Source organism: Flagellimonas aequoris (assembly GCF_003584165.1).
Taxonomy (GTDB): domain Bacteria; phylum Bacteroidota; class Bacteroidia; order Flavobacteriales; family Flavobacteriaceae; genus Flagellimonas; species Flagellimonas aequoris.
On sequence record NZ_QXFJ01000030.1, the window covers coordinates 270,860 to 295,089 of the forward strand.

Below are 24,230 nucleotides of genomic sequence, written 5' to 3' on the forward strand. Positions count from 1 at the left end.
AAAATAAACAGGATCCGGATATCATTTAATATAGAATTAACTAATAAAAACCAGGTCTCTTTTTACCGCCTTTTTTACTGAAATTTCCCTTTTTACCACTCTTGAAGGACTTGTTCTTGTCGCCTTTTCGGCCGCTACCTCCTTTGAAGCCGCCGCCACCTTTTCTACTGCTGCGCTTTCTTCCACCACCTTTTCCACCGCCACCACCTGGCTTGGTGGATACTTCAACGTTGATGAACCTTCCATCGACCTTAAAGTCCGTAAAGGTTTGGATGATGAATTCGGTCAGTTGCGCATCCGTATTGAAAAAGGAAAAACTGTCCTTCGTATCCACATTGTAGATGTCCTCCTTTTCCAAGTTGAGGGTATCCCGAAGAAAATCCTTCAACGACATCCAATCATACCCATCGCGCTCCCCAATGTTGATGAAGTAGCGCACCGATCCTTCGGATGGAAGGTCTTCCCTGGAGAAATCTTCACCACCTCGACTTTCCCTACCACCTTCAGTAGTGTTCAAGTCTTTGGTCTTGCTGTAGTAATTGTAAAACTGAGTGAACTCCACGGACACCATTTTTTTGATCAACTCGTCGCGATCGATACCTTCCAATACATCATAAATGGCCGGTAGGTAGTTGTCGATTTCTTTATTGACCTTGGTTTCCTTGATCTTGTTGGCCAAGTGATACAATTGGATCTCACAGATTTCGATGCCCGAAGGAATCTGTTTCTGGATGAACTCTTGCTTGATCTTGCCTTCTATGGCACGTATCTTTCTCACCTCTGAACGGGTAACAATAACCATGGAAATCCCAGATTTTCCGGCCCTTCCGGTTCTACCGCTTCGGTGGGTATAGGTTTCGATCTCGTCTGGCAATTGGTAGTTGATCACGTGGGTCACGTCATCCACATCGATACCACGGGCCGCCACATCGGTGGCCACCAACATCTGTACCTGTTTTTTTCTGAAGGCGTTCATCACCAAATCCCTTTGGTTTTGGCTTAGGTCACCATGCAAGGCACCGGCGTTATAACCGTCCTCGATCAATTTCTCGGCTACTTTTTGGGTGTCGCGTTTGGTACGGCAGAAAACTACGGAAAAAATCCCGGGGTTGGCATCGGCCAAACGTTTAAGAGCGGAGTAACGATCTCTTCCACCCACGGTGTAATATTCATGTTGGACAGTGGCTGCTCCAGCATTCTTGGTCCCAACGGTAATCTCAACCGGTTGAACCATGAATTTTTTGGCAATGGAGGCCACTTCTTTCGGCATAGTGGCCGAAAAAAGCCAAGTAAGCTTCTCTTCGGGAGTATTGGACAAAATATCCTTGATATCCTCATAGAAGCCCATGTTCAACATTTCATCGGCTTCGTCGAGTACACAATAATCAATTTTGGAAATATCGACCATACCACGACCGATCATATCTTTCATACGACCTGGGGTGGCTACAACGATCTGTGCCCCTCTTCTGATCTGACTGGCCTGTTCGGTAATGCTCGCACCGCCATAAATGGCCACTACGTTCAATCCCTTTATGTATTTGGAGTAAAGTTTGAGTTCGTTGGTGATCTGAAGACAGAGCTCACGGGTAGGGGAAAGAATCAATCCCTGTGTGGTCCTACTCTCCACATTGATTTTTTGGATCATTGGAAAACCGAAAGCTGCGGTCTTTCCTGTTCCTGTTTGTGCCAAGGCCACCAAATCGGTGTCTTGCTCCAATAAAATGGGAATGGCTTTTTCCTGTACTTCTGATGGGGTTTCAAATCCTAGGTCGGAAATAGCATCCAATAGGGGTTGGTCCAACCCCAAGGTTTCAAATTTTGTCATAATGGTATATACCTTTGATCGCAAATATGTTGTGTTGCATAGAGCGATTTTAGTATATCCCGTTGGCCCATCGCAACACCTTGCCCATACCGGCGGCGTTAATAAAGCGGCAAAGGTACACTAATTCTGATCAGTGGGATCTATGAGGACAAGTTTTTTAAGAAGGCAACCAATTTCTCTACGGCCTTGCCCCTGTGACTGATGACATTTTTAGTTTCGGGCGGAAGTTCCCCAAAAGTGCTGTCGTACCCCAACGGCTTGAAGATGGGGTCGTATCCGAAACCGCCTTCCCCATATTGAGTATGGGTAATTTCACCTTCCACAATCCCTTCGAAAACATAGGGTTCACCGTTCCAATTTAAATGGATAACGGTTTTAAAATGGGCGTTTCGGTCGGTTTGGTCTTTCATTTCCTTCAAGACTTTGACCATATTGTCCTGGGCATTTTTGCCTTCTCCTGCGTAGCGGGCCGAGAATACGCCAGGTCTGCCGTCCAAAGCATCGATCAACAGCCCGGTGTCATCCGAAAAACAATTGAAACCATAGGTTTGGGTTACAAAATCGGCTTTGATTTTCGCGTTTTCTTCCAAAGTCGCGCCAGTTTCGGGAATTTCATCAAAACAGCCGATATCGTGTAAGGACAAAAGTTCGATGGAGTTGGGAAGGAGTTGCTGTACTTCCTTTAATTTATGGTCGTTGTGGGTAGCAAAAACAAGTTTCAAAATAGAAAAGGATTCGATTGAGGTTCAAAAGTAGTAATTTCGCCCATCAACCCATTTGTATGAGACTACGGATTCCACCTGCGTTGGTGATGTTGATTTTTGGAGCTTTGATGTACGTCCTGGCCAAATTTTTACCCGTTGGTGACTTTGATTTTTTCGGTAGGAACGAGCTGGCGTGGTTTCTGTTCGGCCTTGGATTTCTTATCGGGATTGTGGCCGTGGCGCAGTTTATCATCACCAGGACTACCACTGATCCCTTACATCCGCAAAAAACTTCCAAACTGATAACCAGAGGTGTTTTCAACTACACCCGTAACCCTATGTATTTGGGGCTGCTCCTTATTTTACTGGCATTTGGATTGAAATTGGGAAATGCGTTCAATACCCTTTTGGCCGCAGGTTTTGTGTCTTACATAAACCGTTTTCAGATCAAGTATGAAGAGGAGGTTTTGGAAGAAAAATTCGGAAAGGAATACCGTATCTTTTGCAAATTGACAAGGCGCTGGTTCTGATTTGAAAACTTGTAGAAAATCCGATTTCGGGTGCTATTTAAAACAAATTGAAAGCGTTTTTTGATTTATCCACAATTCTGTAAGGTTTTTAAAAAGATGCGATTACAAGGAATGAATTAATATGTAATTTTACACTTTAATTTTTTTTGAAGCGATTCATGGTGGAAGCGGGACGAAAATATGTTTTCGATTTTGATAGTACCTTGACCAGGGTAGAGGCCTTGGATGTCTTGGCCGAAATGACCTTGCAGGGAAACCCCAAAAGGGAAGAAATCGTGAAGGAAATCCAAAAGATAACCAATCTGGGGATCGATGGGGATATTTCCTTTACCGAGTCCTTGGAGCGTAGGATCCGATTGTTGAATGCCAATAAGGCGGACCTTCAAAACCTGGTGGCCGAACTTCGTCAAAAAATTTCCCGTTCCATAGCATCCAATAAGGAATTTTTCCATGAGTATTCCGAAGATATCTATGTGATTTCCTGCGGGTTCAAGGAGTTTATCGATCCTATTGTTGAAGAATACAACATCCCGTCCGATAGGGTATATGCCAATACCTTCAAGTTTGATGAAGAAGGGAATATCATCGGTTTTGATGAAACCAATGTATTGGCGGCCCACAACGGAAAGATTGAATGTTTGAAGAAATTGGATCTCGATGGAGAGGTCCAGGTCATCGGCGACGGCTATAGCGATTATGTGATGCGCGAGGCCGGTATCGCCCATAAGTTTTTTGCCTATACTGAAAACGTGCACCGTGAAAAAGCGGCAAGCAATGCCGATCACGTGGCACCTAACCTAGATGAATTTTTATTTGTGAACGATTTGCCAAGAAACCTGTCATACCCAAAGAATAGAATCAAGATCCTTTTACTTGAAAATGTCCACCCTGCTGCTTTCCAGAACCTATCGGAGGAAGGTTTTTCCGTGGAATTGGTAAAGCATAGCCTCTCCGAGGACGAACTTATAGAGCGCTTGAAAGGCGTACATGTGTTGGGCATCCGATCTAAGACCCAAGTGACCAAAAAGGTACTTGATGCTGCCAATAAGTTGATGGTCATCGGTGCTTTCTGTATCGGTACCACACAGATTGACCTTGATTACAGCAGAAAAAAAGGAGTAGTGGTGTTCAATGCACCGTATAGCAACACCCGTTCCGTAGTGGAGCTTGCCGTGGGGCACATCATCATGCTCATGCGGAACATTTTTACCCGTAGCAGTGAAATTCACAATGGGGAGTGGAACAAAACCGCTTCCAACTCTAGGGAGGTTAGAGGCAAGAATTTAGGTATTGTGGGCTATGGCAATATCGGAAAACAGATGTCCGTTTTGGCCGAGGCTATCGGTATGCGTGTCTATTATTATGATGTGGCCGACCAGTTGGCTTTGGGCAATGCCGTTAAATGCAACAGTTTGGAAGACCTTTTGTCCGTTTCCGATGTAGTGACCCTGCATGTGGACGATAATAAGGCCAACAAAAACTTTATTGGGGAACGAGAGATCAACCAAATGAAGGATGGCGCTATGCTCATCAACCTATCCCGAGGATTTGTGGTGGATATCGATGCCCTTGCCGCAGCATTGAAGAGCGGAAAATTGGGTGGCGCAGCAGTGGATGTATATCCTGTGGAGCCAGCAAGCAACGGACCGTTCGAAACCCCATTGCAAGGTTTGCCCAACGTGATCCTTACCCCACATATTGGTGGTAGTACCGAGGAAGCGCAACGCGACATTGCGGAGTTTGTGCCCAACAAGATCATGGATTATATCAATTCGGGAACCACTGTGGATTCCGTGAATTTTCCCAATATACGGTTACCCAAGCAGAACAAGGCGCATCGCTTTTTGCATATCCATAAAAATGTACCGGGCATTATGGCCAAGATCAACGAGGTGTTGGCCAAATATGGTCTCAATATTACCGGACAGTACCTTTCTACCGACCCAGAGGTGGGTTATGTGATCACGGATTTGGATCGTGAGTACGACAAAGAGGTGGTGAAGGAGTTGAAGAATGTGGAAAACACTATCAAGTTTAGGGTACTTTATTAATCGATTCAGGACCGCTTCGCTTTAGGATGCAGGAACAAAGACGTTTTGACTCTTGATTCTTGTCTTTTGATTCTTGAACTTATGGATTACTGATGGTGATACGGTTCGTTCCGTAAAATGGTAAATCCACGGTAAACTTGTTCGATTAGGAACAACCGAACCATTTGGTGTGAAAAGGTCATTTTGGACAAACTGATTTTTCCTGAACATTTGGAATAGACCGTTTCACTGAAGCCATAAGGTCCACCAATGACCAAGACCAAGTTTTTGATACCACTGTTCATTTTCTTCTGAAGGAAATCGGCAAAATCCATGGAAGTATATTGCTTGCCCTTTTCATCCAGTAAGATGAGGGTGTCGGTAGGTTGCAATTGGGCCAAAATCAGTTCGCCTTCCTTCTCTTTTTGTTGGGCTTCGGAAAGATTTTTACTGTTTTTGATATCGGGGATGATCCGAAATTCAAACTTGATATAGTGCTGGAGCCGTTTGGCATATATCGATATAAGTTCTTCCAACTCAGCCCTATCCGTTTTCCCTATGGCGATCAAAGTTATCTGCATGCCCAAAAATAAATCTTTAAGTCGGATGTCTGCACAGGGTAATTCACTTAAATAGCAATCTGAGCCACTTAACTAAGGGCACCAGTTTCCTAAGCCCATAAAAAAACCACCGGAAGGCTGAAGTCTTCCGGTGGTTCAAAGTAAAATGAAATGCTTTAAGAGATAATGTGAAATTAAAAGCACATTACGGCACCACCAGTATCATTAATGGTCCAACCATTCTCTGAAATTAAGACGGTATTTCTAAAATAATCGGTATCTGAATCGTTACAAAAACTAATTCCTACAGCTCCCAAAGTAATGCCATTTGGAATGAATACATTACCTTGATTGCCCCAGCCAATTAATGTTGCACTATATTTGGAGCTACTCATCCCTGAATTATTGAACATACCATCCATATTGGTTATGTTTTTAATGACCCAATTGCCCAAATTTTGATTAAAGGAAGAAGCCCCGAAGAACATATAAGCAATAGAGGTAACTTTACTTATATCCCAATTGCCAACATCCTGGTTGAAGGAGGTTGCGTTGGCAAAGGTACCATGCATGGTAGTCACGTTGCTTGTATCCCAATTGCCCAAATTTTGATTAAAGGAAGAAGCCCCGAAGAACATATAAGCAATAGTGGTAACTTTGCTTATATCCCAATTGCCAATATCCTGGTTGAAGGAAGTTGCTTGAGAAAACATATAGGACATGTCCACTACATTTGAGGTATCCCAATTGCCAATATTTTGGTTGAAGGAAGAAGCCTCGGAGAACATATAAGCAGTATGGGTAACTTTACTTATATCCCAATTGCCAATATCCTGGTTGAAGGAAGTTGCTTGAGAAAACATATAGGACATGTCCACCACATTTGAGGTATCCCAATTACTGATATCCTGGTTAAAAGAAGTAGCATTCGCAAACATATAACTCATATCATTTACTTGGGATAGGTCTGGGGTATCCGATGCCTTTAGGACCATGTTTTCGCAATCTCCAAATGCACCACTCATACTGGACCATTGGATATTGCCCCATTGATCAATGGACACCAATTTAGGCCCCATTTCGATTTGTTCAAACATTTTTATGTGTGGAAACATACCTTGTATGGCAACTTTATGCTCTCCAGCATTGGCATAAATATGAGAAGCACCCACACTTGAAGTTATAGTTTCTACGGTGCCATCTCCCCAATCAATGATATAATCATAAGTTAAGACGATGTCTGTGGTAATGACAATTTCCTCATTGTTGGTTTCGGTCTTCCAAGTGGTGACAAAGGAATTAGGGTCACCTGCCAAAGTCTCGTCCACATCTGCTACGGTAATGATAACTGTGGCCTCCGAGCTAGCTTTTCCATCACTGACACTTACCGTGATACTGTGTTTTTCAGAGGTTTCATAATCAAGATTTTTGCCAGTAGCCAACGATAGTTCCCCGGATGTGGAAATCTCAAAGAGGTCATTATCATTGACAGTAATTTCAAAAGTAAGATCATCATTGTCCGCATCGGTGGCCTCAACAGTGCCAATAATTTCTTCGTCAGATATGTCCTCAGAAACTGAGAAATCCTGGTCGGCAATAATCGGGACGGCATTGTGCGCTACATTTATAGTAATAGATGCCGTGGCAGCATCTTCACCATCCGTTACTTCCACAGTGATGATATACTGTGCTTTGGGTTCTGTTGCCAGTGACTTTCCAGCAGCTAAACTTAAGACGCCACTGGTGGTAATGGCAAAAAGCGCATTATCATTGGTTTTGATACTGAAAGTCAAGGCATCTTTATCAGCATCCGAAGCCACCACGGTACCAATGGTTTGGGTATCTAGGATGTCTGCAGCGACTGAAAAGGATTGAGCCGCGATTACGGGTACTGTGTTCTTGGCCGGGGTTGGGCTATCGTCCTTGCTACATGACCAGACAAAAGCAAAGGCAAGTAGTACGACAGCAAATTTCTTCATGATGTTTTTCATAATCAGATTTTTTAATTAACACTGCAATTTGGGACGTTTTCAAGGAAATTGGGTGTATGATCTGACGGATGGACTATTTGATTTGATGAGGAGGCACTAGGGAATGACCCACTAATGTCAATCCATGGCTGTAATAGGTATAATTTCTTTTTTAAATTAAGTTTGATTCATTTACTATTCGTCAAATATCTAGTTTACAATATCCTAAGTCCAGACACTTAATTTGCCATTTTTGTCAATTGAATTCTGACATTGAGGTAAATTCAAATAACCCAGTAACTACGTGGCCAAGGAGCAATGTTTTTACTATTTTCGTTGAAACCCCAAGGAAATGATATCCGAAGAACAATTTCAAAAAGAACTTGATTTGATCATTGCCAATGCCGTCCGTGAAGATGTGGGCGATGGTGACCATAGCTCATTGGCCTGTATTCCGGTCATGGCGACCGGTAAGGCAAAACTATTGGTGAAGGATGAGGGAATCATTGCAGGGGTAGATTTTGCCCGAATGGTGTTCCAATACATCGACCCCAATTTAAAAATGGAAGTGTTGCTGCAAGATGGCAGTCCGGTGAAATATGGCGACGTGGTTTTTTATGTGGAAGGGAGTTCCCAAAGCATACTTAAGGCAGAGCGATTGGTGCTCAATGCCATGCAACGGATGAGTGCCATTGCCACGAAGACCCAGGATTTTGTTTCCCTTTTGGATGGCACCGACACCAAGATTCTCGATACCCGAAAGACAACTCCTGGCATTAGGGCTTTGGAAAAATGGGCCGTAAAAATCGGGGGAGGGGAAAACCATCGATTTGCCCTGTACGACATGATCATGCTGAAGGATAATCATATCGATTTTGCAGGAGGGATTACCAAGGCCATACAAAAAACACAGGAGTATCTTCAAGAAAAAGGAAAAGACCTAAAGATCATTGTAGAGGCTAGGAATCTGGATGAAGTTGACGAAATTTTGAAGTCCCCGGGAGTACATCGGATTCTATTGGATAATTTTGATTACGATGATACACGAGAGGCAGTCAGAAGGATCGGGGACCAATGCCAGACCGAATCCTCTGGGGGAATCAATGAGGAAACCATTCGAACGTATGCCGAATGTGGGGTGAATTACATTTCGTCAGGGGCCTTGACGCATTCCGTTTATAATATGGATCTAAGTTTAAAAGCCGTGTAGATGTCCGAAGCTATTGAAGCGCAATTGGAAAAAATACCCATTCTCAACTGGGCAGTTCGGTTGTTGAAAAAAATAAAGCTCAAAGCTTTTGAAGGGCTTTCCTTTTATGACCTTATCGAAATGTACCTCATGGGAATTGTCAGGGGAGCGGTTTCCACAAGGGCCAGTTCCATTGCCTTCAGTATCTTTTTGGCTTTATTCCCACTTTTGATTTTTCTAGTGACCCTGATTCCCTTCATCATTCCGTACGTGAGTGTAGGCAATGCAAATTTTGACCACCAATTTCTTGACTTTTTGGAATCTTTTCTTCCTTCTGCCACTGGTGAATATTTTGGGGACATTTACCAGCAGATAAAAGATCAGAAGCAAGGCGGGTTATTGTCCTCTGCCTTCATTTTGTCCATTTTTTTGGTGGCCAACGGGGTGAATGCCATTTTTGGTGGTTTTGAGAATTCGTACCATGTGGAGCTGACGCGTAATTTTTTCCGTCAATATGCCTATGCTTTAATGGTGGGACTTCTTCTGTCCATTCTCCTGATTATTGGTGCTGTGGCCTTTGTTTATTTTGAATTTTATATTGTGGAATACACCAGTGAGTATTTGGGCAAAAAATTGGGGTATGATGTGGCAAAAGGTGATTCCGTCGGAATACAAGTGGCTAAAATCTTGTTCTTCCTGTGTCTTTCCTATCTTACTACTGCCATTCTGTATTATTTTGGTACGGCGGAAGGTCGAAAAGCACGGTTTTTTTCTGCAGGTGCCCTGATGACCACCTTACTTTTTTTGTTGACTTCTTATCTGTTCGGAATCTATGTGGAAAAATTTGCCCGCTACAACGAACTGTATGGCGCCTTGGGAGGTTTATTGATTTTGATGGTCTATATTTGGTTGAATTCCAATATTCTACTCTTGGGATTTGAACTGAATGCCACCTTGAATTCTTTAGGGCGAAGTCATCGAAGAAAGCAAGAAGAGAAAGCTAAAAAACTGGAAGAGCAGCCCCAGGAACTCGGTGAAGATTAAAAAATGCAAGCTTGGCATAACTAGGATAGTGTATGGACTTTTTTTTGGATGTTGTACTGCCCATTCCCTTGGAAAGACTTTTTACCTATAAGATCACACCACAAGAAGCTGATTTTATAAAAAAAGGGATGAGGATTGGAGTACCTTTCGGCAAATCCAAAATATATACCGCGCTTGCTTACAGGGTGCACCGTGAAGCCCCCATTGCCTACGAACCCAAGGAAATCTACCAGATTTTGGATGAAATCCCCTTGGTCAATGAATTTCAACTAAAACATTGGGAATGGATAGCCGAGTACTATATGTGTACTTTGGGAGAAGTGATCCGAAGCGCCCTACCCAGTGCCTTCATGTTGGAAAGTGAGACTCTGGTCTTGTTGAACAAAGAGGTCCAAGTGGATGAAATGGACCTTCAGGATGACGAATTTCTGGTCTTTGAGGCCCTTCAACACCAATCGCATCTGCAAATAGGTGAAATCAGCGACATTGTGGACAAGAAGAATGTATTGTCCCTTGTTAATAGACTGGTACAGAAAGGGGTGGTGCTTCAAAAAGAAGAGCTCTACGAGCAGTACAAACCCAAAATGGTGCGCTATGTAAAACTTTCGGACACATATGGTGATGATGGGCAATTGGAAGCCTTGTTGAACGAACTCTCCCGAGCCCCCAAGCAAAGCCAAGTGGTGTTGACCCTTTTTCAGATTCAGGCCAAAAACAAAAAACCGATACCGATAGATGACTTGGAAAAGGAAAGTGGCAGCTCCAAGGCGGTGATCAAAGCTTTGATCGACAAAGGGGTACTGGAAGAATACCACATCAGAAAGGATAGGGTAGAGCATGGTGATGCCTCAGAGGAATCCCGGAATATTGCTTTGAACGAATATCAGTCCAAGGCATTGGATGGCATTCAAGACTCCTTTGAAGACAAGAAACCGGTACTGTTACACGGGGTCACTTCATCAGGAAAGACTGAAGTGTACGTAAAATTGATACAACAGTGTCTTGATGAAGGCAAGCAGGCGTTATATCTACTGCCCGAAATCGCGTTGACCTCCCAATTGATCAATAGGTTACAACATTATTTTGGGAACAAGGTTTCGGTATACCATTCCAAATATAGTATTCATGAAAGGGTGGAGGTGTGGAACAATGTATTGCACAATGCCGAAAAGGCCCAGATTGTCATCGGTGCCCGATCCTCGTTGTTTTTGCCATATTCCAACCTTGGTTTGGTGGTGGTGGACGAGGAGCATGAGAGCTCCTTTAAGCAATTTGACCCGGCTCCAAGGTATCATGCCCGCGATGCGGCCATTGTTTTGGCTTCGCTCCACAGTTCCGATACCGTTTTGGGGTCTGCCACCCCGAGCATAGAGAGCATGTACAATGCCAAATCGGGAAAATACGGGTATGCCGCCATTCCTTATCGATTCGGAAACGTATTGATGCCTGATATCAATTTGGTGGATATTAAAGAAGCTACCCGAAAGAAACGAATGAAGGGGCATTTTTCCGAAATTTTGATCAATGCCATTGCGGAGGCCTTGGAAGAAGGGGAACAGGTAATCCTTTTCCAAAACCGAAGGGGGTTTGCGCCTGTAGTGGAGTGTACCACTTGTGGTCATGTGGCCCAGTGTCCCAATTGCGATGTGAGCCTTACGTATCATCAGCATCGGAATCAGCTACGTTGTCATTACTGTGGATACCATATGGCGTTACAGCAAGCGTGTTTGGCCTGTGGTAATGCCACTTTGGACAAGAAAGGGTTTGGTACGGAACAGATTCAGGAAGAATTGGGACAACTTTTCACCAAAGCGGCTGTCGGGCGCATGGACTTGGATACCACCAGGGGCAAATATGCCTATGAAAAGATCATTTCTGCTTTTGAAAACCAAGAAATGGACATTTTGGTAGGTACCCAAATGGTGACGAAAGGTCTCGACTTTAGGAATGTAAGTTTGGTGGGCATCATGAATGCGGACACCATGCTCAATTTTCCAGATTATCGTGCCCATGAACGCAGTTTTCAAATGCTGACCCAAGTGGCAGGTAGGGCAGGGCGTACCCAAAAACGTGGCAAGGTGTTGATACAGAGTTATAATCCATACCACCAGATCTTGCAACAGGTCACTACCAATGATTACGAAAAAATGTTCACCGAGCAGTTGTACGAAAGGGAGCAGTTTAAATATCCACCTTTGGTGCGCATCATCAAGATTACCTTAAAGGATAGGGATTTCAATAAATTGAACGAGGCTTCGGATTGGTTGGCCAGTTCGTTGCGAAATGTGCTCAAGATTCCGGTACTGGGACCTGAATATCCACCCGTGGCCCGCATCCGTAGGGATTATTTAAAGAACGTCCTCATCAAGATACCTCGTGAATACCCCTTGGCACAAACAAAAAATAGCATTAAAAGAATCGAACGATCTTTTAATGCTATTTCCAAGTATAAAAGTGTAAGACTGGTCTACAATGTGGACCACATATAATTATACGTTGGCAAGTGCTTCAGCCAGCTCGGTTTTCTTGTTTCGGCTCAATGGAATCTGTCTTCCCCCAACTTCAACATTTTTACTGTTGAATTTTTCTATCTTCTCCAGATTCACAATATAAGACTTGTGGATACGAAGGAATTTTTCGGCAGGCAACTGCTTTTCGAAAGACTTCATGGTGGAGAGGATTACGATATTGGCCTCATCGGTCACCAATTTGATGTAATCTCCCAACGCTTCGATCCATTTAATGTCGTTTAATATAACCTTTCGTTTTTTAAGGTTGCTTTTCACAAAGATGTGCTCTTCGTCCTCATCCACCCTGTTCATTTGCTCAAATTTGGCAACGGCTCTTTTTACAGAGGCTTCAAAACGGGCCAGGGTAATGGGTTTGTGAAGGTAATCGGTTACGTCGTAGTCAAAAGCTTTAAGTGCATAATCAGGTTTTCCTGTGATCAAAATAACCTGTGGTGGGTTCTCTAGGGCCTCTAAAAGGTCAAAACCACTAATGATAGGCATTTCTACATCGAGGAAAATAAGGTCGACTTCGTGGTTTTTCAGGCCATTTTTGGCTTCAATGGCGTTGCTGTATTCAGCAACCAAAGCAAGATGTGGATGATTGTTGACCAATTTAGCAACGGCCATCCGCTGCATGGAAGAATCGTCTACAATTATACTTTTTAATTTCATAGAATGGGGTGATTTGTAGGGTTTTAAATCATCGGCAAATTACACAAAAATGACGGTTAAGAGCAACAAAAGATGTAAACATGGTCTATTTTGTTGTGTATATTGCCATATACGTTATTTAGGTTTATTGGGTTTGTCATTGTTAATAACTCTTGTACTTTAAACGAAGTTTTTTCGCTTTTCTTGCAGGGCGAAATAAATATTACTACTTTTGCGCTCCTTTAAAATATATAATAATGAACCATTACGAAACTGTTTTCATTTTGAATCCCGTTCTGTCTGAAACACAGATAGAGGAAACAGTCAAGAAATTTGAGGATTTTTTGATTAACAATGGTGCCAAAATGGTCTCCAAGGAAGATTGGGGACTTAAGAAATTGGCCTATCCCATTCAGCACAAGAAAAGTGGTTTTTACCACTTGTTCGAATTCACAGCCCCTGGTGAGGCCATCGGTCCTTACGAGGTGGAATTCAGGAGAGATGAGCGCGTTATGCGTTTTTTGACCGTTAAGTTGGACAAGCATGCAATTGCTTGGGCAGAAAAACGTAGAACCAAATTAAAAGCAAAGGCATAGGTTATGGCATCTATTGAACAACAAGCAAAAGCAAAAAAAGACGGGGAAATCAGATATTTGACCCCGCTGAACATTGAGACCAACAAGCAAAAGAAGTATTGTAGGTTCAAAAAATCAGGTATCAAGTACATCGATTACAAAGATCCTGATTTCTTGATGAAGTTGGTGAACGAGCAAGGAAAATTGCTTCCTCGCAGACTTACCGGTACTTCCTTGAAATACCAGAGAAAAGTGGCCCAGGCCGTTAAGCGTGCCCGTCACATTGCGTTAATGCCGTACGTTGGCGATATGTTGAAATAAAAAATACCGAAGAATGGAACTTATTCTAAGAGAAGATGTACAGGATTTGGGATTTAAGGATGATATCGTTTCCGTAAAGAACGGTTACGGCAGAAACTACCTGATCCCACAAGGTTTGGCCACATTGGCCACTCCATCAGCCAAAAAAGTTTTGGCCGAGAACCTTAAGCAAAGAGCCCACAAAGAGAAGAAAATCGTTGATGAGGCCAACAAGATTGCCGAAGCCCTAAAACAATTGGAAATCCGTATCGCTGCCAAGGCTGGTGCGGGCGATAAATTGTTCGGATCTGTGACCAACATTGATTTGGCAGAGGCTTTGGACAAAGAAGGACACCAAATCGAGCGAAAGTTCATCAATATTAAAGGTGGAGCGATCAAACGAGTGGGACCTTACGAAGCGGTGATCAGACTTCACAGGGAAGTTGTAGTAGAATTCCCTTTTGAGGTTGTTGCTGAAGCGAAGTAACATACTGTAATAAGTATTTGGAAATAAAGAGGGCTATGTTCGCATAGCCCTTTTTTTATATGGATTTTTCGAAGACAACAAGACGGATTATTTTTGCACCATGAAATACAAAAGACTTTCTAAAGAACAATTGGAGGAACTGCACCCGGAGTTCATCAACTTTTTGGCAACACAATCCATAACCGCCGAAGAATGGATAACACTTAAGACCGAAAAGCCCGAAGTCGCCGAGGAGGAAATCGATGTGTTCAGCGATTTGATCTGGGAAGGCGTACTTTCCAAAGTGGAATATTTGGAAAATATCTCGGAACGGCACATGCACCTGTTTCATCTGACGGATAAAGAGATGAAGCTTCTTTCCGTAAAGGTGATGAATCCTGAAATAGACCTACGGACCAAAGTCGGTTTTGATTGGTTCAAGCGTAACTTTCAATCGGATTTTGTGGAATACCTAACCGCGTCCAAAGCCTACGGGGAAGATAAAAACGTGGACAAGTTCGAATTGATCAAGCAAGGAGCAGTAATCACCAAAGGAGATTTGTATAAGTGGTTCGATCAGATTATGGAATGATTCAGGGGTTTAGGGTAAATGGTTTTTGGGAAAGGATGCTATTCATTAGCATATAAAAATATCATTCCAATGGAGCGAAGCGACTGAAGAATCCCTTAACCTTTCATACCCATGCCCTTGATCCTTTACCCAAAACCGTATATTTGCACGAGAATTTGAAATTACATGGCACAGAAACCATCCATTCCCAAGGGAACCCGTGATTTTTCACCCGCTGAGGTGTCCAAGCGTATCTATATCATCCAGACCATAAAAAAGCATTTTGAAACCTACGGTTTTCAGCCTATCGAGACACCTTCCTTTGAAAATTCGGAGACGCTCATGGGCAAGTATGGGGATGAAGGGGACCGCTTGATCTTTAAGATCTTGAATTCTGGGGATTTTATTTCCAAGGTGGATGATGTGACCTACAGCTCCAAAAATTCAGCATCACTTACCCAAAAAATTTCTGAAAAAGCCTTGCGCTATGACCTTACCGTGCCCTTTGCCCGTTACGTGGTCATGCATCAGAATGAAATTGATTTTCCTTTCAAGCGCTACCAAATCCAACCCGTTTGGCGTGCCGATAGGCCCCAAAAAGGACGTTTCCGTGAATTTTACCAATGCGATGCCGATGTGGTAGGTGCCGATTCGTTGTTGCAAGAAGTGGAATTTGTGCAGTTGTACGATGCCGTGTTCACCGATTTGGGATTGAAAGGCTGTACCATTAAAATCAATAACAGAAAAATTCTTTCAGGCATTGCCGAAGTGATCGGGGCCAAGCATTTGTTGGTCGATTTTACCGTGGCTCTCGATAAATTGGACAAGATAGGAGAGGAGAAGGTGAAGGCCGAAATGATGGGAAAGGGCATTTCCGAAACGGCTATTGCCAAGGCTCAACCGTTGTTTGAAATGTCAGGCTCTGCCTCGGAACAATTGGAGCAACTCAAAACCTTGCTTGCCAATTCAGAAGTGGGTATGAGGGGTGTTTCCGAATTGGAGGAAATTATTTCTACGGTGGACATGATAGGACTTCAATCCAGTCATTTACTATTGGATGTGACCCTTGCAAGGGGTCTAAACTACTATACTGGTGCCATTTTTGAGGTTGCTGCCCCTGAAGGCGTGAGCATGGGTTCCATAGGTGGTGGTGGCCGTTATGACGACCTAACCGGCATTTTCGGCCTGCCAAATGTAAGTGGTGTGGGCATTTCTTTCGGTTTGGACCGTATTTATCTCGTATTGGAAGAATTGGACCTGTTTCCAGATAGTTTGGATACTTCGTTGGATGTGCTTTGCCTCAATTTCGGTAAAGGTGAGGGACTGGCTTCCTTGAAGTTGGTATCAACCTTAAGAAAAGCTGGCCTTCGTGCTGATTTATACCCGTCTGATGCCAAAGTGCAAAAACAGTTCAAATATGCCGATAAAAGAAATGTCCCCTATGTGATTCTATTGGGGGAGCAGGAACTTGCAGAAGGGAAATTCGTGGTCAAGAATATGAAAACGGGCGACCAAAAATCGTACGACTTGGATGCTGCCAAACAATTTGCCGAAGCCATCAAATCCGACTTTTGATTTCCTTTACGATGGTTTTGTAATAGGTTGGGCCATGGGGCACATACTTGGCAACATTGGCCAGCCCCCAAGTTTCCTCGGCAAACTTGAACAATGGAATCAATGCTAGGTCATCCACCTCGCTGTCTTGTTTGGTCAATGCACCAAGCGGAACCTTCAATTCACACAGGAAAATATGGTGGAGTTCGGCATCAATAAAATCTTCGGATATTTTATGGACAGCTTTAAAAGTTCCGATGGGTTCCAAATCCTTTTGGGTAATGTGAAGTCCCACTTCCTCTTTCACTTCGCGTACCGCAGCCAAGGAAATGTTTTCACCAGCAGCTACATGCCCAGCTACCGAGACGTCCCACAACAAAGGGTGGGTGTCTTTGTGTTTTCCCCGTTGTTGGATCAGTACCCGACCATCCTTGGTGTACAGCCAAACATGGATGGTGGGATGGAGTAGACCTTTTCGATGCGCTTCGGATTTTAAACAGGACTGTCCCGTTGGGTTGCCCTGTTCGTCCAAAATGTCTACATATTCATCCATACCCCTAAAGATAAGAAATTGTCATATGGAGGGGAGGTAAAATGTTTTAAATGAACAGGCCAACCTGTCAATTCGAGTGATTTTTCAGAATGAAATAAAGAAAAATTGTATCGAGAATTAGATTCCGAGTAGAGGAAAATTGTTCTCGATACAAAATACTTTCAGCATTTCACTCGAACTGACAATTCACGTTATAAAACAGCTCAAAAATGTCATTCTGAAGGAGCTTTGCGACTGAAGAATCTAATCTATCATCGGATTCTTCGCTACGCTCAGAATGACCATTGGTTAATCAAAATAGCTGAACGTTTCTCCCTCTTTTATGGTCAACAAGGTTTCATAGATCAGGCGAATCACATTTTCCACGTCGTCCTTGTGTACCGTTTCCACAGTGGTATGCATATAGCGCAAGGGAAGGGAAATCAAAGCTGAGGCTACACCACCGTTACTGTAGGCAAAGGCGTCGGTGTCCGTTCCGGTAAATCGGGATGCGGCCAATCGTTGGAATGGTATTTTTTTTGTTTCGGCCGTTTCAATGATGCGTTCCCTTAACTTGTTCTGTACCGCAGGAGCATAGGAAACCACGGGTCCTGAACCAATCATGGTCTCGCCTTCTTTCTTTTTGTCGATCATAGGGGTGGTAGTGTCGTGGCAAACATCCGTCACGATGGCAACGTTTGGTTTGATGGTCTGCGTAATCATCTCGGCACCGCGAAGTCCAATTTCTTCTTGTACAGAATTGGTCACATAGAGTCCAAAAGGCAGTTTTTGCTTGTTCTCGTGCAGTAATCGGGCCACTTCGGCAATCATGAATCCGCCAACACGGTTGTCCAAGGCACGACAAACAAACTTGTCCTTGTTCAAAATCTGGAATTGATCAGGGTAGGTGATCACACAGCCTACATGTACACCCATTTTTTCCACTTCAGCCTTGTCTTTAGCACCGATGTCGATAAAGATGTTCTCCAATTTTGGCGGCTCCTCCTTGGCACGGTCACGGGTATGGATGGCCGGCCATCCAAAAACTCCTTTCACTACCCCATTTTTAGTATGGATGTCCACCCATTTGGATGGTGCTATCTGGTGGTCACTTCCTCCATTACGAATAACGTAAAGCAGTCCATTATCGGTGATATAATTGACGTACCAGGAAATTTCATCGGAATGTCCCTCAATGACAACCTTGTATTTCGCCTTTGGATTGATGACGGCTACCGCAGTACCGTAGGTATCCGTGATAAATTCGTCCACATAGGGTTTTAGGTAGTCCATCCAAATTTTTTGGCCCTCCCATTCATAACCGGTAGGTGATGGGTTGTTCAAGTATTTTTCTAGAAATTCTAGGGACTTTTTATTGATGATCTTTGCTGATGCCATACGTCTGATTTAGTACACAAACATAAGAATATTCACTTTTATTTAATAGCCAAATCATACCTTTATATGTAATTTTGGCAGGACTTTTGACAAATGAACCGCATGTTTCGTAGTGCTATTTTAGGTGTCTTCCTTATGATTTGGTCCCTTGGATTTTCGCAAGAGACCGAAAGGGATTCTATTTTGTTTCCGAAGGATACCGCGGAGGATTACTACGTTCGGTTCGAAGGGGATTCCATTTTATTGAGTTCCATTGAACTGGATGAAGTCTACATTTTTGGCAAGTTGGAATTTGCCGACAAGAATGAACGTCTTCGGTATTTGATCCTTCGCAGAAAGACCCTGAAAGTATACCCGTATGCAAAAATGGCCGCTGAGCGTTTGGTGGAACTGAACGATAGTTTGCAACATATCACTAAGAAACGCCATCAAAAAAAATACACCAAAAAGGTCCAAAAGTACATCGAGGAGGAATTTTCGGGAGAGCTTAAAAAATTGACACGAACCGAAGGACAGATTTTGGTGAAATTGATACACAGACAAACTGGGGAGACCGCTTTTGATTTGGTGAAGGAATTGCGGAGCGGGTGGCGCGCCTTTTGGTACAATACCACTGCCAGTATGTTCAAAATCAGTTTAAAAGAGGAATTTCGGCCCGAACAAGTCCATGAGGATTATTTGATAGAGGACATCCTGCAGCGTGCCTTTTCAGCGAATCAATTGGTACGGCAAAAATCGGTTTTGGACTACGATTACGCCCAGTTGACCAATAAGTGGAAAAGTAAGCCCACTGCCTCTAAAAACTAGTTTTTGGTCTTTTTGCCAAAAATGGCATCCATCACAATACTTACGGAACGAAAGCCCAGATAAATGGCCAACCCGGCACATAAAATACCCAGTATCAGCACAGGGATATAAAGGAAATGATCTTCGTTTTTAAAGGCCTCGTAAATTAAAAAAGGCCCCATGAACATGGCCAATACTGTAAAACCAAATGATTTTATCCCTTTGACCAAAAGTTCCTTGTCCGTGCGCCTCATGGGACCAAAGTAGGAATATTAACTTATATTTAGAGGGTAATGCACAAAAATTAACGATGGAAATACTAGTTCTGGCAGCGGTTGTCCTCTTTATCATTTTGGCCACTGTAAAGTTTAAGATGCACCCGATATTCTCGCTCACCATTGCGGCTGTGGTATCGGGTTTTTTGTTAGGACTTCCCCCCCAAGATATCATGACTACCATTGGGGACGGTTTTGGCAAGACACTTTCAGGAATCGGTTTGGTGATTGCCTTTGGAACCGTTATTGGGATTTATCTCGAGAAAACGGGTAGCACACAGGTATTGGCCAATAGTATTTTAAAATGGATAGGGTTAAAACGATCACCACTGGCCATTAACCTTGCCGGATATGTCATTTCCATCCCCGTTTTCTGCGACTCGGGGTTCATCATCCTTTCTTCATTGAACAAGGCCATCAGTAAAAAAACGGGGATACCTACCTTGGTTTTTGCCATTGCTTTGGCCACAGGGCTGTATTCTGCACATGTTTTTGTGCCCCCAACCCCAGGCCCTTTGGCTGCTGCAGCCATATTGGAGGCGGATTTGGGATTGGTCTTGCTCCTGGGATTGTTGGTATCGATTCCAGTTTCTTTGGCGGGTTATTTTTGGGCGAGGTATATCGGTAAATCCTTAAAAGAAGATGATGAGGTCTTGGCAGTTAAAGAAAAAACCGAAGAAACCAACTATGGCATCAAACCTATACAAGCTTTCATGCCATTATTGGCACCCATCATATTGATTGCCTTAAAATCCGTTGTCAATTATCCTACTTACCCTTTGGGTAACGGTTGGGTGTTCAAGATTTTGGACTTTTTCGGAAGTCCTGTAATTGCCTTGTTGATCGGGGTGTTTTTTGCTTTTTCTCTGGGTAGGAAAGTACCGTCCAAGGAGAAGGAAGGTTGGGTAGCCGAGGCATTCAAACAAGCGGGGTCGATTGTATTGATCACGGGGGCCGGTGGCGCGTTTGGTGGTATTTTAAGGACAATAGATATTGCTTCCCTCATCAACTTGGAATCCAGCACAGGAATGGGCGGATTGTTGATCGCTTTTGTCATTGCCGCTATCCTGAAAACTGCCCAAGGATCCTCAACCGTGGCCATCATCACCACATCGGCGATTATTGCCCCTCTCTTGGAAACATTTGGATTATTGGGCATTACGGATAAGGCATTGACGGTTCTAGCCGTTGGGGCGGGTGCCATGACGGTGTCCCACATCAACGATAGTTATTTTTGGGTAGTATCCCAATTTTCAAATATGAATGTAAAGACGGCACTTCGCGGACATACCATGGGAACCCTGATGCAGGGACTTGTTGGTATTCTAATGGTCTTACTTCTATATGTGATTCTATAACCTATTGAATGGTGATGGTCTGGGAATATTCCTGTACCACGGCAAAATAGCCCAGGGCATAGTCATTGGGCCGTTCCACATTGTCATAAATGTTGATATTGTCCAAACCGGTCACGTCAAACACATTGCCCCGTACCGTGGCAATGGGAGTCTGAAAAACACCTCCGGTATCTGTAGTCTGTTCCAAAATAAGGTCCATATAGTTGTAAAACTCCTCAGTGGCTCCCAGTATGCTTACGGTAACTTCCTGACCTGGATTCAGGCTATCATTATAGAAATACGAAAACGAGAACTGCTGTCCTTGAAAAAATTGGTCTTCTACCGTCAAAAATTCCCCAAAATCAAAATCGAATACATAAAAGTTGTTTTCTTCTGGGTCATCGGTAAAAGTGACGATCATTTCGGTGTCATCATCCTCAAAAAGGGTACCATCGCCTTGTTCCAAATTGTCCAAGGGTACGGTGGGGGCATATTCGGTCTGCGCATAGTAGTATTTTCCTTGGTAGGTGACTTCCAAAACAAAGACAACACCTGGTTGAGCCGCTGATGTCCTTATGCGCTGATCGGAGGAGTAATCAGGGTCTGGAATATAGATGCCTGTTCCCGGTTCCTTTTCGGCCAAAGAGGAGAAGGCCAAGGTCTCAAAAAGCCCATCGTTCAGGGGTCTACCGTAAGTAATCACAGCGCTTTCCACCTGTACCGGTTGGTTTTCATCAAAATAGCTGCTGGTCTCCTTCATTTTGATTTCCACATTGATGAACTCTTCGTTTTTATCGACCCGTAAAAGTCCTTCAACGATCAGTTTAGGTTCTGTATCCGGCAGGTCAACATTGATGACATCCTCACAGGAAACACATAGGATCAAGGCCAATAGGTAGATGATTTCTTTTTTCATAACGCTAAAATTTAAAGTTGTAGGTTATGGATGGGATAATGCCAAAAATGGAGGTGCGTAGCGCCTCGTTCCTGCCCGTATCCTCATTTTCCCTAAAATTGATGGAAGCTGTATTCTTTCTGTTGTACACATTATAGATGCTGAAAACCCATTGAGACTGTACTTTTTTCCTTGTATTACGCTTTGGGGTCAATATGGCCGAGATATCCAATCTATGGTAGTTGGGCAATCGTTCCTTGTTTCTTTCGCCATAGTAGGGAACGGTAACCCCTTCAAACTCAAACTGACCTATGGGATAATTGGTGGGTTGCCCCGTTTGAAAGATAAAATTGGCATTGAAATTCCATTTCTCATTCAAATCATAACTGCCATAAAGGGCAAGATCATGGGTCTTATCGTAGGGTGTACTGTACCATTCTCCTAAATTGATACCTGTTTCGAGGTTGGAGCGTCCAGTATCGAAGTCTAGGTCCCTTCCCGGGGTTCTTTGCTCCGATCGGGAGAGGGTATAGGCCAACCAGCCTTTCAACTTCCCGGTGTTCTTTCTGATCAGGAATTCAAGCCCATAGGCCCGTGCCTCACCATTCAGGATGACCTGTTCTATGGCGTTGTTGGCAATCAGGTTGGCACCGTCTATATAATCGATCCTGTTTTGGATCTCTTTGTAAAAGGCTTCGGTTTCAAAAGTAAAGTCCCCATTTTTTATGTTCCTAAAATATCCCATTGCATATTGGTCCAGCAGTTGGGGTTTCACGAAGGGGCCGCTGGGTGTCCAAACATCCAAAGGAGTAGGGGAGCTCGTGTTGGAAAGTAGATGGAGGTATTGCGCCAACCGCGTGTAGCTTGCCTTTACCGAATTTTTGTCGTTGAAACTGTAGGAGACGGCCACCCGGGGCTCCAGGTTCAAAAACTTTTTAAGGGTACCGCCTTTGCCAGGATTAATGGTATCAATGGGTTCCGCTTCGCGATACACCAAGGTAAAGGGATCAAATTCCACAGGATTATCGTTTTGATATACGTAGAACTCGTCCTGTCCTAATCGATTGAACTGGCTTACCCTGAGACCGTATTCGATGCTCAAGTTCTCGGAGATGGTATGCTCCATATCGATATAGACGGCGTTTTCGTTGGCATATTTTTTTGTGAGCTGCTCCTCAACAATGCCTGAATCGGGACTGTTGGGCTTGATTTTCCCTGGATTGAAAACGTAATAGGTATTGTTGATGCCATAATTCAGTTGCAACTTATCATTGAGGTAATGCTTCAAATCGTACTTGAGATTAAAGTTTTGGATGCCCGAATCCCATTCAAATCCCACAAAATCAAGCTCTAGGCCATAATAGTAATCCGAATAGATCAAGGAAAGATTGGAAAACAGTCTATCGGAAAACAAATGATTCCACCTGAAGTTTCCCACCGCGTTCCCATAGGTATTGATGAATTTTTCGTTGATGCTAAAAAGATCTCGGCCAAAATATCCGGAAAGAAAAATGCTATTGTTTTCGTTGATCTTATGGTTGATCTTGGTGTTCAGGTCGTAAAAATAGGCTTTGTTGTTCACATCGAATAAGGGGAGGAAGAGGTGGGCATACGAAGCTCGGCCGCCAACCAAAAAGGCGGTTCTATCCTTTTGAATGGGTCCCTCCAAAAGCAATCTACTGGCCACGGCGCCGATACCACCACTTACTTTGAAATCCTTGCTATTCCCTTCCTTTTGAAATATTTCCAATACGGAGGATACCCGTCCGCCATACCGCGCCGGAATACCTCCTTTGAACAGTTTTACATCTTTGATGGCATCAGGGTTGAAAACCGAAAAGAATCCAAATAAATGGGAAGAGTTGAACACGGTGGCCTCATCCAATAAAATAAGGTTCTGATCCGCGGCACCGCCCCTTACGTTAAACCCTGAAGAAGCTTCGCCTGCACTGGTGACCCCGGGGAGCAGTAACAGTGATTTGATTACATCTGCTTCTCCAAGCACCACAGGGATTTGTTTAATGGTCTGAGCGGCAAGAGTGTTCACGCTCATTTGGGGTTTTCGAATATCGAGCCGCTCCACATCATCGGTTACTACCACTTCCTCCAATTCCTCAGCTTTTTCAACAAGGTTGAAATCTTTTTTAAGGTCACGGGTTAAACTGATCGTTTCGGAAATCTCTTGAAATCCTAAATAAGATACGGTGATACGATATTCTCCTTTGGGCAGGGTGATGGAGTAGAACCCATATTCGTTCGTTGTTGTACCTGTTTTCAGTTCCTGTACGGCAATGGTCACCCCGATTAAACTCTCATTGCTTACGGCCTCTGAAACGGTGCCGCTCAAGGTGAATTTTTGTTGGGCCTGAAGCACAAAAAAATGCCCAAACAGGGCCAGCAAAAATGCAAGATGGTGTCTGGGCATTTGATTGGTTTTTCTAAAAGTACAAATTCAGGTGCTTAAGAGAAAATCAATTTGGATACTTCCTACTTTTTTAACAGAACATGGGAACAAAAAATGGGTG

General features: G+C 43.5%; 22 protein-coding genes. 12 read left to right on the plus strand and 10 right to left on the minus strand.

Annotated elements, in window-relative coordinates; translation table 11 throughout:
- Nucleotides 1–40 precede the first annotated feature (40 nt).
- Nucleotides 41–1,828, minus strand: coding sequence for a DEAD/DEAH box helicase (locus D2U88_RS14610; RefSeq protein ID WP_119641286.1), 1,788 nt, complete (start codon nt 1,826–1,828; stop codon nt 41–43).
- Between the two features lie 140 nt (nt 1,829–1,968).
- Nucleotides 1,969–2,550 (minus strand): non-canonical purine NTP diphosphatase, encoded by a 582-nt coding sequence (locus D2U88_RS14615; RefSeq protein WP_119641287.1) that lies wholly within the window; start codon nt 2,548–2,550, stop codon nt 1,969–1,971.
- 59 nt (nt 2,551–2,609) lie between these two features.
- Here D2U88_RS14615 and D2U88_RS14620 point away from each other — a divergent pair, with 59 nt between their 5' ends.
- Both D2U88_RS14620 and serA read left to right on the plus strand, forming a co-directional pair.
- Nucleotides 2,610–3,062, plus strand: coding sequence for a methyltransferase family protein (locus D2U88_RS14620; protein ID WP_119641288.1), 453 nt, complete (start codon nt 2,610–2,612; stop codon nt 3,060–3,062).
- Between the two features lie 158 nt (nt 3,063–3,220).
- Complete coding sequence (gene serA, locus D2U88_RS14625; protein ID WP_119641289.1) at nt 3,221–5,113, plus strand: phosphoglycerate dehydrogenase; 1,893 nt, start codon at nt 3,221–3,223, stop codon at nt 5,111–5,113.
- Between the two features lie 86 nt (nt 5,114–5,199).
- Here the strand turns inward: serA and rlmH are convergent, their stop codons facing one another.
- Both rlmH and D2U88_RS14635 read right to left on the minus strand, forming a co-directional pair.
- Nucleotides 5,200–5,673, minus strand: a complete 474-nt coding sequence (gene rlmH / locus D2U88_RS14630) for a 23S rRNA (pseudouridine(1915)-N(3))-methyltransferase RlmH (protein ID WP_119641290.1) — start codon at nt 5,671–5,673, stop codon at nt 5,200–5,202.
- A 173-nt stretch (nt 5,674–5,846) separates the two neighbouring features.
- Nucleotides 5,847–7,643, minus strand: coding sequence for a BspA family leucine-rich repeat surface protein (locus D2U88_RS14635; protein WP_119641291.1), 1,797 nt, complete (start codon nt 7,641–7,643; stop codon nt 5,847–5,849).
- Between the two features lie 331 nt (nt 7,644–7,974).
- Between D2U88_RS14635 and nadC the strand changes: the two genes are divergently transcribed.
- Genes nadC through priA form a run of 3 tightly spaced genes read left to right on the plus strand, consistent with a single transcriptional unit; the run spans nt 7,975 to nt 12,344 of the window.
- On the plus strand, nt 7,975–8,832 hold the full coding sequence (gene nadC / locus D2U88_RS14640; RefSeq protein ID WP_119641292.1) for a carboxylating nicotinate-nucleotide diphosphorylase: 858 nt from the start codon (nt 7,975–7,977) through the stop codon (nt 8,830–8,832).
- Nucleotides 8,833–9,855, plus strand: coding sequence for a YihY/virulence factor BrkB family protein (locus tag D2U88_RS14645; RefSeq protein WP_119641293.1), 1,023 nt, complete (start codon nt 8,833–8,835; stop codon nt 9,853–9,855).
- A gap of 32 nt (nt 9,856–9,887) precedes the next feature.
- Nucleotides 9,888–12,344: a replication restart helicase PriA gene (priA, locus tag D2U88_RS14650; RefSeq protein ID WP_119641294.1), complete on the plus strand. Its 2,457-nt coding sequence runs from the start codon at nt 9,888–9,890 to the stop codon at nt 12,342–12,344.
- On the opposite strand, the gene D2U88_RS14655 is transcribed toward priA, so the two are convergent.
- Nucleotides 12,345–13,037: a LytR/AlgR family response regulator transcription factor gene (locus D2U88_RS14655; RefSeq protein WP_119641295.1), complete on the minus strand. Its 693-nt coding sequence runs from the start codon at nt 13,035–13,037 to the stop codon at nt 12,345–12,347.
- Nucleotides 13,038–13,273: 236 nt separating this feature from the next.
- Here D2U88_RS14655 and rpsF point away from each other — a divergent pair, with 236 nt between their 5' ends.
- The 5 genes from rpsF to hisS all read left to right on the plus strand — a co-directional run bounded on the left by rpsF (nt 13,274) and on the right by hisS (nt 16,503).
- On the plus strand, nt 13,274–13,612 hold the full coding sequence (gene rpsF, locus D2U88_RS14660) for a 30S ribosomal protein S6 (protein ID WP_119641296.1): 339 nt from the start codon (nt 13,274–13,276) through the stop codon (nt 13,610–13,612).
- Between the two features lie 3 nt (nt 13,613–13,615).
- Nucleotides 13,616–13,912 (plus strand): 30S ribosomal protein S18, encoded by a 297-nt coding sequence (gene rpsR, locus D2U88_RS14665; protein ID WP_072882551.1) that lies wholly within the window; start codon nt 13,616–13,618, stop codon nt 13,910–13,912.
- Between the two features lie 13 nt (nt 13,913–13,925).
- Nucleotides 13,926–14,378, plus strand: coding sequence for a 50S ribosomal protein L9 (gene rplI, locus D2U88_RS14670; protein ID WP_119641297.1), 453 nt, complete (start codon nt 13,926–13,928; stop codon nt 14,376–14,378).
- A 100-nt stretch (nt 14,379–14,478) separates the two neighbouring features.
- Nucleotides 14,479–14,949 carry a DUF6495 family protein gene (locus D2U88_RS14675; RefSeq protein ID WP_119641298.1) on the plus strand — a complete coding sequence of 157 codons (471 nt, stop codon included), beginning with the start codon at nt 14,479–14,481 and terminating at the stop codon, nt 14,947–14,949.
- 165 nt (nt 14,950–15,114) lie between these two features.
- Nucleotides 15,115–16,503 carry a histidine--tRNA ligase gene (hisS, locus tag D2U88_RS14680; protein ID WP_119641299.1) on the plus strand — a complete coding sequence of 463 codons (1,389 nt, stop codon included), beginning with the start codon at nt 15,115–15,117 and terminating at the stop codon, nt 16,501–16,503.
- Here the strand turns inward: hisS and D2U88_RS14685 are convergent.
- On the minus strand, nt 16,487–17,035 hold the full coding sequence (locus D2U88_RS14685; protein ID WP_119641300.1) for an NUDIX hydrolase: 549 nt from the start codon (nt 17,033–17,035) through the stop codon (nt 16,487–16,489). The genes hisS and D2U88_RS14685 overlap by 17 nt on opposite strands.
- Nucleotides 17,036–17,323: 288 nt before the next feature.
- Complete coding sequence (locus D2U88_RS14690; RefSeq protein WP_119641301.1) at nt 17,324–18,412, minus strand: M42 family metallopeptidase; 1,089 nt, start codon at nt 18,410–18,412, stop codon at nt 17,324–17,326.
- 102 nt (nt 18,413–18,514) lie between these two features.
- Here D2U88_RS14690 and D2U88_RS14695 point away from each other — a divergent pair, with 102 nt between their 5' ends.
- Nucleotides 18,515–19,219, plus strand: a complete 705-nt coding sequence (locus tag D2U88_RS14695) for a DUF4294 domain-containing protein (RefSeq protein ID WP_119641831.1) — start codon at nt 18,515–18,517, stop codon at nt 19,217–19,219.
- On the opposite strand, the gene D2U88_RS14700 is transcribed toward D2U88_RS14695, so the two are convergent.
- Complete coding sequence (locus tag D2U88_RS14700; protein ID WP_119641302.1) at nt 19,216–19,452, minus strand: DUF6095 family protein; 237 nt, start codon at nt 19,450–19,452, stop codon at nt 19,216–19,218. The genes D2U88_RS14695 and D2U88_RS14700 overlap by 4 nt on opposite strands.
- A 56-nt stretch (nt 19,453–19,508) precedes the next feature.
- Here D2U88_RS14700 and D2U88_RS14705 point away from each other — a divergent pair, with 56 nt between their 5' ends.
- Entirely contained in the window at nt 19,509–20,831 is a 1,323-nt protein-coding gene (locus tag D2U88_RS14705) for a GntP family permease (RefSeq protein WP_119641303.1), read from the plus strand.
- A 1-nt stretch (nt 20,832) separates the two neighbouring features.
- Here the strand turns inward: D2U88_RS14705 and D2U88_RS14710 are convergent, their stop codons facing one another.
- Both D2U88_RS14710 and D2U88_RS14715 read right to left on the minus strand, forming a co-directional pair.
- A complete protein-coding gene (locus tag D2U88_RS14710) occupies nt 20,833–21,726 on the minus strand; it encodes a DUF4249 family protein (RefSeq protein WP_119641304.1) in 894 nt (297 codons plus the stop codon).
- A gap of 4 nt (nt 21,727–21,730) precedes the next feature.
- Complete coding sequence (locus D2U88_RS14715; protein ID WP_119641305.1) at nt 21,731–24,130, minus strand: TonB-dependent receptor; 2,400 nt, start codon at nt 24,128–24,130, stop codon at nt 21,731–21,733.
- Between the last annotated feature and the right edge of the window lie 100 nt (nt 24,131–24,230).